At 44.3% G+C, this 12,882-nt stretch carries 8 protein-coding genes; all 8 read left to right on the top strand.

The window, feature by feature from the left end:
- The first annotated feature begins 333 nt into the window (after positions 1 to 333).
- A complete protein-coding gene (locus AB6D80_RS05795; protein WP_004734536.1) occupies positions 334 to 1,419 on the top strand; it encodes an AI-2E family transporter in 1,086 nt (361 codons plus the stop codon).
- Positions 1,420 to 1,529: 110 nt separating this feature from the next.
- Positions 1,530 to 2,552 (top strand): 16S rRNA (guanine(1207)-N(2))-methyltransferase RsmC, encoded by a 1,023-nt coding sequence (gene rsmC, locus AB6D80_RS05790; RefSeq protein ID WP_012604714.1) that lies wholly within the window; start codon positions 1,530 to 1,532, stop codon positions 2,550 to 2,552.
- A gap of 217 nt (positions 2,553 to 2,769) precedes the next feature.
- The gene (locus AB6D80_RS05785) at positions 2,770 to 6,159 is read left to right on the top strand and encodes a response regulator (protein ID WP_009847560.1); all 3,390 of its coding nucleotides are present in this window, start codon (positions 2,770 to 2,772) and stop codon (positions 6,157 to 6,159) included.
- Between the two features lie 709 nt (positions 6,160 to 6,868).
- A complete protein-coding gene (locus AB6D80_RS05780; RefSeq protein ID WP_009847561.1) occupies positions 6,869 to 8,551 on the top strand; it encodes an ABC transporter substrate-binding protein in 1,683 nt (560 codons plus the stop codon).
- Between the two features lie 169 nt (positions 8,552 to 8,720).
- The gene (locus AB6D80_RS05775; protein WP_009847562.1) at positions 8,721 to 9,707 is read left to right on the top strand and encodes an ABC transporter permease; all 987 of its coding nucleotides are present in this window, start codon (positions 8,721 to 8,723) and stop codon (positions 9,705 to 9,707) included.
- Between the two features lie 2 nt (positions 9,708 to 9,709).
- Positions 9,710 to 10,735, top strand: a complete 1,026-nt coding sequence (locus AB6D80_RS05770; protein ID WP_009847563.1) for an ABC transporter permease — start codon at positions 9,710 to 9,712, stop codon at positions 10,733 to 10,735.
- A gap of 2 nt (positions 10,736 to 10,737) precedes the next feature.
- A complete protein-coding gene (locus AB6D80_RS05765) occupies positions 10,738 to 11,721 on the top strand; it encodes an ABC transporter ATP-binding protein (protein WP_009847564.1) in 984 nt (327 codons plus the stop codon).
- Positions 11,722 to 11,808: 87 nt separating this feature from the next.
- Complete coding sequence (locus AB6D80_RS05760; RefSeq protein ID WP_009847565.1) at positions 11,809 to 12,804, top strand: ABC transporter ATP-binding protein; 996 nt, start codon at positions 11,809 to 11,811, stop codon at positions 12,802 to 12,804.
- The last annotated feature ends 78 nt before the right edge of the window (positions 12,805 to 12,882 follow it).

Genomic DNA, 12,882 nt, shown 5'->3' with positions numbered 1-12,882 from the left:
ATTAAAACGCTTTTATCTCGAACAAAATTTAACCACGAAAGGTCAACACGCCCTAGTACGTTCAAGTAATCAACCGCGGATATCTCCGCTTAATTACCCGTCAATTTATTCGAAAACCTAACGAAAAACGTCTAACGTTCCCAGAAAAGAAAAACCAACAACATCAGCGTACCTAGGAACATTCTGAACCAAGGGATCTCTTTTTTTATTTGCTGTTCTTCGTCTTGGCATTTCTTATCTTTATTACAGCATCCCATTATCAAAACTCCTCATTGCTAACTCTCTGTTTTGCAGCCATTATAAACTCAGAACGCAAATATAGAGACCATTAACGTGTCAGAAAAACTCAAAATCAATACCAGCCACTGGGTGATCATCATTGCCCTACTTGCGGCGGCTTATGCTTGTTACTTGCTTATAGAGCCGTACGTCAACTCAATCGTGATGGCCTTTATCATTTCACTATTGATGTTCCCGATCCATGAGTGGCTTGAAAAAAAGCTCCCGAATAAAGAAAACATCGTCTCTCTGCTATCTTGTGTGATTCTGACTTTCATTATTGTTATCCCTTTATTGGCAGTATTCGCAGCAATTGTTCAGCAAGGCTCTCTGTTCTCTCAGAACACCTACCAATGGGTGACCCACGGCGGTATTCAGACTCTGTTTGCACACCCACTTGTGGTCAAAGCGCTGTCGTTTGTGAATAACTACCTGCCTTTCGACAACATTGAGCCCCAAGCCATCGCACAGAAAGTCGGAGAATTCGCGACAAGTTTTGGTTCTAAACTGGTTGGTATCAGTGCGAAAATCCTTGGTGATGCGACCAACTTCTTAATGGATTTCTTCTTGATGCTGTTTGTTCTGTTCTTTTTATTAAGAGATCACGACAAAATCATCAGTGTGGTTCGTCATATTCTTCCGCTATCTCGTAGCCAAGAAGACAAGCTCCTCACTGAGATTGAGCAAGTTTCTAAGTCTGCCGTTATGGGCTCATTCTTAACCGCAATAGCGCAAGGTTTTGCGGGTGGTTTAGGTATGTGGATTGCTGGTTTCCCTGGGTTGTTCTGGGGCACTATGATGGGCTTTGCCTCTTTCATCCCAGTGGTCGGTACTGCTCTAATCTGGATCCCAGCCGCAACCTACTTATTCCTAACCGGCGATACCACGTGGGCAATTTTCCTAACGGTTTACTGTGTCGCGATTGTTGGCTCAATTGACAACCTGTTGCGACCACTGTTGATGCAAGGCAGTGCAGGCATGAATACCCTAATGATCTTCTTCTCACTGTTGGGTGGTATTCAACTTTTTGGCCTAATTGGTCTTATCTACGGCCCACTGATCTTTGCTATTACTATCGTTCTTTTCAATATTTACGATGAAGAGTTTAAAGACTTTTTAAACCAGCAAGACAAGAGTTGATCAACTGTTCAGCAACTTGGTTGCCGAACCCGTATTAAACACTTCAAGCTTTGGGCGGATTATGCGAAAATCCGCCCTCATTTTTTGCTAACGATTCAATAGAGTGTCCTATGTCAGCTTATATTGCCCCAAGCCAAATTGCTGAGCGCCAACTTGCCTACTTTGAAGGCAAACATGTTTTAGTTGCCGGTGAGGCTGAAGACTTATTCCCTGTTGAATTAGCGAAACATTGTGAATCAGTCACCGTGTTTACTTCTAATTACAGCTACTACCGTCAATTAGAAGGCTACAACACCATCCAACGTTTTTATGGTGCGGAGTTTACCGAAGAGACCAAAGCCGATTTAGTGATGCTGTACTGGCCAAAGGCCAAAGCGGAAGCGGAATTTCTGCTGGCGATGTTATTTGCCAAGCTAGGTAAAGATACCGAGATTGTCGTAGTTGGCGAAAATCGTTCAGGTGTTAAAAGTATCGAGAAAATGTTCGCTCCTTACGGCAAAGTCGTGAAATACGACTCAGCGCGTCGTTGTTCTTTCTACTGGGGTCAATGCTTCGAGCAACCACCAGCCTTCAACCTGCAAGAGTGGTTTAAAACCTACACGGTTAACATTGGTGAACAATCACTAACCGTGAAAAGTCTTCCAGGCGTCTTCAGTCATGGTCAATTTGATGTTGGTAGCCAACTATTACTTGATACCCTGCCAAAACTGAAAGGTAAAGTACTGGATTTCGGTTGTGGTGCAGGCGTATTGGGCGCGGTAATGGCATCTCGTCACCCTGATATCGAACTGGAAATGTGCGACATCAGTGCATTTGCCGTGGCGTCTAGCCAAGCAACGCTAGAAGCGAATGGTTTAACAGGTAATGTCTTCGCCTCAGATGTCTACTCTGACACATCAAAAGATTACCAATTCATCATCAGTAACCCACCATTCCATTCTGGTTTGGATACAAGCTACAGTGCGACTGAAACCTTACTTGCTCAGGCTCCTAACCACATGAAGCGTTCTGGTGAGATGATTATTGTTGCGAACAGTTTTTTAAAATACATTCCAATTATTGAGCAAGCTTTTGGAAAATGCGCGACTCTAAATAAGACCACCAAATTCGCGATCTATCACGCAAGCAAATAGCCTATCTAACACAGCGCAGGGTCAATATCTGCGCTGTCTGTTCATATTTCTATCAAAAGCCCATAAAAATGAGCTTTTGCACACGCTTTAAATACCACTTACTTGTCAAAGTAAAAAAACTCGTTAATTTCGTTAAATTGGAACCCGTTAATTCTATTCTCTGTACTTGTTTTCATCCCTTTCAAGCAGTACATCAAAGGAAAGTAGTACCCAATTTATGTTTAGATTCTATCGTAAGCAGAAGTTTAAGCGCCTTCAAAATACCCTAATGCTGGCATTTCTTGTCCTTAGTATTACCCCAGTAACACTTATCGCGATATTTTTCCTCCAATCGCACAGTCAGGATCTTCAGGAACAAAGTACTTCGCACCTTGTTTCCGTCCGTGATACTAAACAGCAGCAAATTGTCGATTACCTACAAGCTCAAGAATCCCAAGTGATGGGTTTTGTTCGCTCAGAGCTTGCCAATGCCAGTGGCGGACGATTCTATGGTTTGATCAATGCATTCCAGCGCCTAGGGTTAGACATTGACGAAGCACGCGCTAATGCGCAGCAGCGCTACATTCAAGGATCGGGCGATCAAATCAAAACATCGATTCTTCCTGAATCCAGCAGCTTTATTGGCAGCGAGCGCTATCGTCTACTTCACAAGCGCTACCACAACTCTTATTTAGAGCTGCTTAAGCGTTCAGATTTTGACGACATTTTATTGGTCGACATTAACGGTAACATCGCTTATTCAGTTTTTAAGCGCGATGACTACGGCACCAACTTGCTGACTGGTAAGTACAAAGATGCAAACCTCGGCAAAACCTTTCAACGCCTGGAAAAGGACGTAAAAGACAAACGCAAATCCAACGAAGACTACACACCGGTTATCGTTTCTGACTTTAAAGACGAAAATGGTAAACAGACCGCATGGTTAGGCGCCCCTATCGTTCAACAGGGCTACCTACACAGTTACGCCATGTTTAGACTGCCCATCAATGGTATTACTAAGCTTATTGCCGATCTCAACAAGAGTTCGAATATTCAAACCTTGCTTGTCGGCGATGATCATCTACCACGTAGCCTTGCCCATTCACAAGAGTCGATTAATCTGAGTTTAGATGTTGTTGATAAAGCTCTGGCAGGAGAAACGGCCGTTGGCACCTTCGACAACGCTCAGGATCAAGCGATCATCGCTGCATATACTCCAATTGAGCTCAAATATGCGACTTGGGCACTCGTCGTCGAGCTTCCAGAGAAAGAAGCGTTTGCCCGTATTCATCAGTTAGAAAAGATCTTTGTGATCGTGATGTTGACGGCGATTATTCTTGTATTTGTCGCATCTCATTATCTGTCTAACTTCATCACATCACCGTTACTCAAGCTCACATGGGCAGCAGAGAAAGTCTCTGCGGGTGACCTTGATGAAACCATGATTAATACTGAACGAAAAGATGAGATAGGCCGCCTCGCGGTAAGCTTCGAAAGAATGCAACGTTCGATTCGTGAAAAGATGCTGCTCATTAAGAGCCAAAATGATGAGCTTGAGGACAACCTTAAGACCATTCAAAAACAAAATGAAGAGTTGCAACTGGCCAACAAACTTAAAGATGAATTCTTAGCAACAACATCACACGAATTGAGAACGCCATTACATGGCATGGTAGGTATCGCTGAAGCGCTAATCTCTGGCGCAAACGGTCCTATTCCTGCCAACCAGAAGTACCAGTTGGATATCATCATCAATAGTGGCCAGAGATTGGCAACACTGGTCGATGATCTACTTGATTACCACAAAATGCGCTACGGCAGTTTAGACATAAATAAATCTGCTGTTGATTTATCTGCTGCTACCAGCTTGGTACTAGAATTGTCTCATCATCTGTTGGGCAATAAGCCAATCCGAATTATTAACCAAGTACCCAGTGACTTAGGGTTGGTTTCGTCCGATCCTCAACGATTAGAACAAGTGATGTATAACTTGGTGGGCAATGCCATCAAGTACACATCAGAAGGTAAAATTGTTATCTCAGCAAGCGTTATCGACGACAACATTCGTGTACAAGTTGTTGATACAGGCCAAGGTATACCTGCTGAATACTTAGAACACATCTTTGAACCACTGATTCAAGCAGGACAAGACTCAAGTAACTATCGCCAAGGTGCAGGGCTTGGGTTGTCGATAAGTCGTCAACTGATTGAACTGATGGGCGGTTCACTGTACGTAAGTAGCCAACCAATGCTTGGCACGACGTTCAGCTTTACCCTGCCTTTAGCCACCCAAGAAGAATTGGATAACTACAGTGATTCAGGAAGCTATTCGCACTTCCAAGCGCCAGATTTAATTGATAACAGCCAACAAGAAAATAGTGTTATCAGTGAAGATCCAGACGGTCCGTTACTGGTTATCGCCGACGATGAACCAGTAAATTTACGCGTGCTAGACAGTTTCTTGAAATTGGAAGGTTATCGAGTGCGCACCGCATGTGACGGCCCAGAAACCATTGAACTGATTGAGAAAGAGAAGCCAGAGTTACTTCTGCTCGATATTATGATGCCAGGTATGAGTGGCTATCAGGTGTGTGAAGCTCTGCGTAAGCAATACGATCATGCACAGTTGCCAATCATCATGCTCACAGCTCTTAATCAAGCAGAAGACCGTGTTCGTGGCTTTGAAGCTGGTGCCAACGATTACTTGTCTAAACCGTTCAACAAACAAGAGCTGGCGGCGCGAATTACGGCTCACTTATCAGCAAGTAAAGCTGAGCAAAGGCGTCTTGAGAATGATCAATTGCAACTGGAGCTTAAACACAGAGCCATGGTTGAAGCGAACCTGCTAGAAACTCAAGGGCGCTTGCTAGAGCAGCTAGAATCAGCCCCTGAGGCCATCATCTGTATTCGTGATGACCAACGAATTCGATTTGCCAACGAAGCTGCAGCAAAACTATTTAGGCGTGGGCAAGAGCAGCTTAAACGCTCTATGGCCGATGAGATCATTGCGCCTAAATACCTTAAGGTGGAACAAGCTCACTACTGTGGTGATATTGATATCTATATAGACGACACTCGTCAGCGCATACCAAGTGATATCCTTAAGCTACCTGAAGGCTCAGGGCTCGACACCATGTATATCTTTAATGTTGGTGGTGGGGTTAACTCAAACCGAGTCAATAACCTTGAAACGGCGGTTGAGGCACTTTCAAGCTACGCCTTTGAGGGTGACAAAGATAAACTTCAACAACTGAAAGAACTTGGCGGTGAATTTACTCGCCTTGCAGATAAAGCAACCGGTGAAGGTAAAAACAAACAAGAGCTGATGCGTGAAGTGCTGGTCGATGTCATGACTAATGCCATCATCTACTGGGAGTCTGTTACAGGGGAAACCAAGTTTGCCTTCGCAGAGAAGAGTGGCTTGTGGCGCGTCTACCTAGACCGCAGTACCCTGCAAACTAGAACGCTAGACAAATATCTACGTGTAGAAACTCTACCGAAAACGCCTCGCTGGCGAACGGTACTGAGCTCTATCGAGTTTATACTTGAGCACTGTAAAGAACAGACACCTGAAAGAACTCATATTGAGACACTAAGGGATAAGCTACAAAAACTACTGACCAGTTAGCTCTGAAGTAAGCTCAAGCTATTGTAAATAATGAAGCCCACCTAGCGTGGGCTTTTTTGTGAATATCATACGCGACCAAAGGACAATGACGTCGATTCAAACACACTTCTTTTACGGCATTAAACAAGCAAAATGACACGTTGCTCAATCTTAAACAATCACCAGTTCAGTTACTATTTTGAGCCTTATTCTTGGCTGAATTTCACATTCCTCCGGCTCTTTGTTGCAGTTTGAGAAGCGAGTCACAACAGAACGGCAGATTTAATTTTCTAGAAAAATTTAACGTAAAATAGGTAAGTGACCGAGATCTACAATTACACCACAGCAAGATAAGCATCGATAATTAAAAGCCGAAAAGGTTAGTGACCACTTACAAAAAGCTACCACCACAAAACCAAATGCGAGTCACATCACCTTAACAATTGCGCACAAAAAACCACCAAAGCAAGCTATTTTGACGTTAATGACGTGGTGCTGTGTGTTTTTAACGTTTTTGACGGGAAACGAGTTTGATTAATTCATCGATAAGGTGTTTTCTTACTCCTGCCAAAGGCCTACAGGCCACTCTTACCACTTCTCAGAATCAAAGATGAATCTGGAGCAACGAAGAAGAGGTAGGCCTTTAACTAGAGTGTGTATCTACTAACTAATTAGCGACAGATAACATTCAATCCATTAGTGAAATGAAAGCAAATAGTAAGGAACAGCTATGCTTGCCAATATAAAAAAAACAGCAATAGCAACAGCAATTATTGCAACTGCTACAACAGGTTTTGCATCAGTAGCAACAGCTGCAGAGCGCAGCGAACTGACCGTTCACCCGAAAGAGTACACTACATTCGTACGTAACTTTAACCCGTACCTTGGTGCTACTAACCTACATACTACAACTGACTTCATGTACGAGCCTTTAGTAGTATTTAACGAAATGCACGGTAACACTCCGGTGTTCCGTCTAGCTGAAAACTTCAAAATGTCAGATGATCTGATGAGCGTTGTTTTCGACATTCGTAAGGGTGTTAAATGGTCTGATGGAGAAACTTTCTCTGCTGATGATGTTGTTTTTTCTTTCAACCTTGTAAAAGAGAAGCCAGAGCTTGACCAATCTGGTATCAACTCTTGGGTAACTTCTGTAGAAAAACTGAACGACAACCAAGTTAAGTTCACACTAACAGAAGCAAACTCAAACGTACCTTACGAGATTGCTAAAGTACCTGTAGTACCTAAGCACATCTGGAAAGACGTCAAAGATCCATCAACGTTTACCAATGAGAACCCGGTAGGTTCTGGTCCATTTACAGAAATCGATACGTTTACAGCGCAACTGTACATCCAGTGTGCAAACCCGAACTACTGGGATGCAGACAACCTAGATGTTGACTGTCTACGTGTTCCACAAATTGCGAACAACGACCAGTTCTTAGGTAAAGTTGTAAACAGTGAAATGGACTGGACGTCTTCTTTCGTTCCAGATATCGATCGTACATACGCTGCAGCAAGCCCTAAACACCACTACTGGTACCCGCCAGCAGGTACACAAGCATTCATCGTTAACTTCAAACACCCTGATGCTGCGAAGCATGAAGCATTGAGCAACGTTGAATTCCGTCGTGCTTTCTCTATGGCTCTTGACCGCCAAACTATCATCGACATCGCATTCTACGGTGGCGGTACTGTGAACGATTTCGCATCGGGTCTTGGCTACGCGTTTGAAGCTTGGTCTGATGAAAAAACTCACGACAAATACAAAGGCTTCAACACTTACAACGCTGAAGGCGCGAAGAAGCTTCTTGCTGACGCAGGCTTCAAAGATGTAAACAAAGATGGTTTTGTTGACACTCCATCAGGCAAATCTTTCGAACTAATGATTCAATCGCCAAACGGCTGGACTGACTTCAACAACACAGTTCAACTTGCGGTAGAGCAACTAAACGAAATCGGTATTAAAGCGAAAGCTCGTACACCTGACTTCTCTGTTTACAACCAAGCAATGCTTGAAGGTACATACGACGTAGCATACACAAACTACTTCCACGGTGCGGATCCATACACGTACTGGAACAGTGCTTACAACTCATCACTACAATCTGGTGATGGTATGCCTCGTTTCGCTATGCACTTCTACAAAAATGACAAGCTAGATGGTCTTCTAAACAGCTTCTACAAAACAGCTGACAAGAACGAACAGCTAGATATTGCACATGGTATCCAGCAAATTATCGCTGCAGACCAAGTGACAATTCCTGTGATGTCTGGTGCTTACATGTACCAATACAACACAACTCGATTCACTGGTTGGTGGAACGAAGAAAATCCAAAAGGCCGTCCAAACATTTGGGCTGGTATTCCAGAGCGTCTACTTCATGTACTGGACCTAAAACCAGTTAAATAAGTAATCGTTCAATCTTTGCGGCGTAACTTCTTACGCCGCTTATAAAAATCCCCACACTATCAATTGAAAGTATGGCGCTAGTCGTCAGGGGATTTTTCGTTCCAAATTTCGCTAGGAGCGACCTGAATCCAGAAACAGGGAAACAATCTGGGTGAGTAAGGTGTGAGTTATGGGTTATTTTTTAAGACGTTTGTCATTTTATTTTGTCGCGCTATTAGTTGCAGCGACGTTAAACTTTATTATTCCAAGAGCAATGCCTGGTGACCCAGTTACCATGATGTTTGCGAACGCTTCTGTACAAGTTACTCCTGAGCGTATTGCTGCAATGAAAGAACTATTAGGCTTCGTTGATGGGGGCTTACTGGTTCAATACGGCGCATACATGAAGAACATTCTAAGCTGGGAGCTTGGTACATCAATTCAATTCTACCCACTTTCTGTAAATACTCTGTTGGGTGGAGCATTTGGTTGGTCGCTATTCTTAGCAGGCACCGCCGTTATTCTTTCTTTCTCTATTGGTTCAATCCTAGGTATTTTTGCAGCGTGGAAACGTGGCAGCAAATACGATGCATTTGTGACTCCAGGGATGCTGATTTTACAAGCCGTTCCTCAGGTTGTTATTGCCATGATTGCGCTGTTTACCTTCGCAATCGGCTTGAAATGGTTCCCAACAGGTTACGCCTATACCGCAGGTACGATTCCAGATTGGACAAGCTGGGCATTCATTAAAGATGTCGCTTACCACGCCTTCTTACCTTTGCTATGTGCATCTATTGTTCAAATTGGTGGCTTCCTAGTAAACATGCGTAACAACATGATCAACCTGCTAGCTGAAGATTACATCACCATGGCGAAAGGCAAAGGCCTGAGCGAAAACCGAGTGGTATTCAATTACGCAGCTCGTAACGCGATGCTACCAAGTGTGACAGCACTTTCTATGTCGTTAGGTATGGCAATCGGTGGTCAGTTAATTATCGAAATCATCTTTAACTACCCAGGTCTTGGCAGCGTACTTTTCAACGCAATTAACGCTCGTGATTACCAAGTACTGCAAGGCCAACTGCTTATCATGACGCTATTCATGCTGTTCTTTAACCTAGTTGCAGACATGCTTTACGTTGTTCTTGACCCTCGTCTTCGTAAGGGTGGTAAATAATCATGAAAGATATTCTAAAACTCATTTGGCGTAACCCGATGGCCTTAACAGGCGTCATCATCCTAAGTATTTTTATTCTTGGTGCGATTGCGGCTCCATTGATCACAAAACATGTGCCAGACAAACGTACAGGTAATCCACACGAATACCCTGGCTTCGTGGTTAAGTCTGCACAAACTAACCCTGATGGCTGGGTTGCTCAAAACCTAGCAGACGATCGTCGTACGTTGATAATGTCTAAGAAGGCAGACCACGTACTGGGAACAACTCGTATGGGTCGTGACGTTTGGTCACAAGTGGTATACGGCGCACGCGTATCTCTTGCTGTAGGTTTTGGTGCGGGTCTTACCGTATGTTTACTAGCAACGGTTATCGGTGTTTCCGCAGGCTACTTTGGCGGCCGTGTCGATGATGTTCTGACAGCCGCAATGAACATCATGCTGGTTATTCCTCAATACCCATTACTGTTCGTAGTTGCAGCCTTTATCGGTGAGGCAGGGCCACTCACCATAACCTTGGTTATCGGCTTTATGTCCTGGGCTTGGGGCGCGCGTGTTGTTCGTTCCCAGACCTTAGCACTGCGTGAAAAAGAGTTTGTAAAAGCCGCTGAAGTTCTGGGTGAATCTTCATTCCGTATTATCTTCGTAGAGATTCTTCCAAACCTTATCTCTATCGTTGGCGCGAGCTTCATCGGTTCGGTGATGTACGCAATCATGATGGAAGCAACGATTTCGTTCCTAGGTCTTGGTGACCCGAACACAATCAGCTGGGGCATCATGCTTTACAACGTTCAAACCTCTTCATCAATGCTGATTGGCGCTTGGTGGGAACTGTTGGCTCCTTGTATCGCATTGACACTACTTGTAACTGGTCTTGCTCTACTTAACTTCGCTGTCGATGAAATTGCCAACCCGCAACTGCGTTCTCACAAAGGCATGAAGCGTTGGAAGAAATTAGCAGCACAAGACAAAGAAGAACGTGAACCTGAACTACCACCACAAAATGCACTTTGGAGCGGAGATAAATAATCATGTCTGAACCACTAATTTCTATCCGCAATTTATGCGTGGATTACATCACAGAGTCTGGCGATGTACGTGCGTGTAACAACGTAAGTTTCGACATTGCTCCAGGTGAAGTATTCGGCCTAGCTGGTGAATCTGGCTGTGGTAAATCAACTGTTGCTTTCTCTCTTATGCGTCTGCATAAGCCGCCCGCTTACATCAGTGGTGGTGAGGTTATCTTCAATGGAGAGAACATCCTTGAATACAGTGATGACCGTATGCAAGCGTTCCGTTGGAGCGAGATGTCGATGGTATTCCAGAGTGCGATGAACGCACTCAATCCCGTATTACCAATGGAAGAGCAGTTCTGTGACGTAATTATGCGTCACACCAACATGACTCGTGAGCAAGCTAAGCAACGCGCTGAAGGTCTACTTGAAATCGTAGATATTCACCCGAGCCGATTGAGTGACTACCCTCACCAATTCTCTGGCGGCATGCGTCAGCGCTTGGTTATTGCTATCGCTTTAGCATTGAATCCAAAGCTGATCATTATGGATGAGCCAACGACCGCACTTGATGTGGTTGTTCAACGCGAAATCCTACAAAAGATCTATGCACTAAAAGAAGAGTTTGGCTTCTCGATTCTGTTCATCACCCATGACTTGTCATTGATGGTCGAGTTCTCTGACCGTATCGGCATCATGTACTCAGGTGAGCTCATCGAGGTTGCTAATGCTCAAGATATTCTAGAAAACCCTTACCACCCTTATACCAAAGGGCTGGGAAGTTCTTTCCCTCCACTAACAGGGCCAAAGACAAAACTAGCAGGCATTCCGGGTAACCCTCTGAACCTGTTGGAGATCCCTGAAGGGTGTCGTTTCCAAGCTCGTTGTGATCGTGTACATGAAACGTGTACCAAGGTGCCAACCAAGCTGCGTTCTATCGACCCGGGACATTTGTCTAACTGCCACCTGTACGGTGACCCAATAGTACAAAGGAAGCTATAGCTTGCACGCTGATTCAGCGTGAATAACGAATAAGGCGGCTCGACCGCCGAAATGCAAGCAAAGCGAATAAGGATTCTGGAGACAATTATGAGCAAAGATTTCGGTCAATTATTGGTAGAAGGCAAGAATGTCGTAAAAGACTTCCCAATAAGCAGTACCACAATTCAAACCCCAATGATGCGTGCGATTAACGACGTATCATTCAAGATGTATAAAAGTCGCGGCCTAGCTGTGGTTGGTGAGTCTGGTTCAGGCAAATCAACAACAGCAAAAATGATCGCAAAAATGTACGCGCCTTCGGGCGGTACGATCGAATACAAAGGTCGTGATATCCAAGAGATCTCAAGCAGAAAAGATCTTATGCACTACCGTGAAGGCGTGCAGATGGTATGGCAAGACCCGTTTGGTTCCCTGAACCCAACACATAACATCTTTCACCACATAGCTCGACCATTGTTGATCCACAAAAAAGTATCTCCGGGCAACAAGAAAGAGTTACAGGAACGTGTGTACGATCTTCTAGAGCAAGTTGGCTTAGTGCCACCACAAGCAACGGCAGAAAAGTACCCTCATCAACTCTCTGGTGGTCAGCGTCAACGTGTCAACCTAGCCCGTAACATTGCAGTTGGTGCAGAAGTTGTATTAGCCGATGAACCAACATCGATGCTTGATGTATCGATTCGTGCTGGTGTTTTGAACCTGATGGAAGAAATGAAGTTTGAGAAACAAATGTCTCTACTTTACATCACCCACGATATCGCAACCGCTCGTTACATTGCTGAAGATCTTTCAGTGATGTACGTAGGACACATGGTGGAATGGGGCGATACCGATGATGTGATTGCTAACCCTCAGCATCCTTACACCCAACTGCTTGTTTCTGCGGTTCCAGATCCTAAAAAATCGATCCACGAACAACTCGCAGGCAACAAAGGTGAGATCCCTCTTTGGACACCAGTCTCTGCAGGTTGCCCATTTGCAGGCCGTTGCACTCATGCAATGGACAAGTGTAAAGAGCAGTTACCAGGGGTTACGCAGTTAGCTGATAACCACTTTGTGCGTTGTTACCTACACGAAAGCTAAGCAATAAAACCAAGTTAGGGTCTGCGGGCCCTAACTATTTATATCCAAAACATTTTATATCCAAAACATTCAAGTACC

Source organism: Vibrio sp. 10N.247.310.17, assembly GCF_041466605.1.
GTDB classification, from domain to species: Bacteria; Pseudomonadota; Gammaproteobacteria; order Enterobacterales; family Vibrionaceae; genus Vibrio; species Vibrio tasmaniensis_A.
Note: the sequence above shows the minus strand (reverse complement) of the source record. Positions and strands in the feature narration are given on the sequence as shown.

Excerpts from the sequence above, each read along its gene's own strand:
- AB6D80_RS05780 (WP_009847561.1), top strand. The coding sequence starts at position 6,869 with ATGCTTGCCAATATAAAAAAAACAGCAATAGCAACAGCAATTATTGCA.
- AB6D80_RS05785 (WP_009847560.1), top strand. The coding sequence starts at position 2,770 with ATGTTTAGATTCTATCGTAAGCAGAAGTTTAAGCGCCTTCAAAATACC.
- rsmC (WP_012604714.1), top strand. The coding sequence starts at position 1,530 with ATGTCAGCTTATATTGCCCCAAGCCAAATTGCTGAGCGCCAACTTGCC.
- AB6D80_RS05760 (WP_009847565.1), top strand. The coding sequence starts at position 11,809 with ATGAGCAAAGATTTCGGTCAATTATTGGTAGAAGGCAAGAATGTCGTA.
- AB6D80_RS05775 (WP_009847562.1), top strand. The coding sequence starts at position 8,721 with ATGGGTTATTTTTTAAGACGTTTGTCATTTTATTTTGTCGCGCTATTA.
- AB6D80_RS05765 (WP_009847564.1), top strand. The coding sequence starts at position 10,738 with ATGTCTGAACCACTAATTTCTATCCGCAATTTATGCGTGGATTACATC.
- AB6D80_RS05770 (WP_009847563.1), top strand. The coding sequence starts at position 9,710 with ATGAAAGATATTCTAAAACTCATTTGGCGTAACCCGATGGCCTTAACA.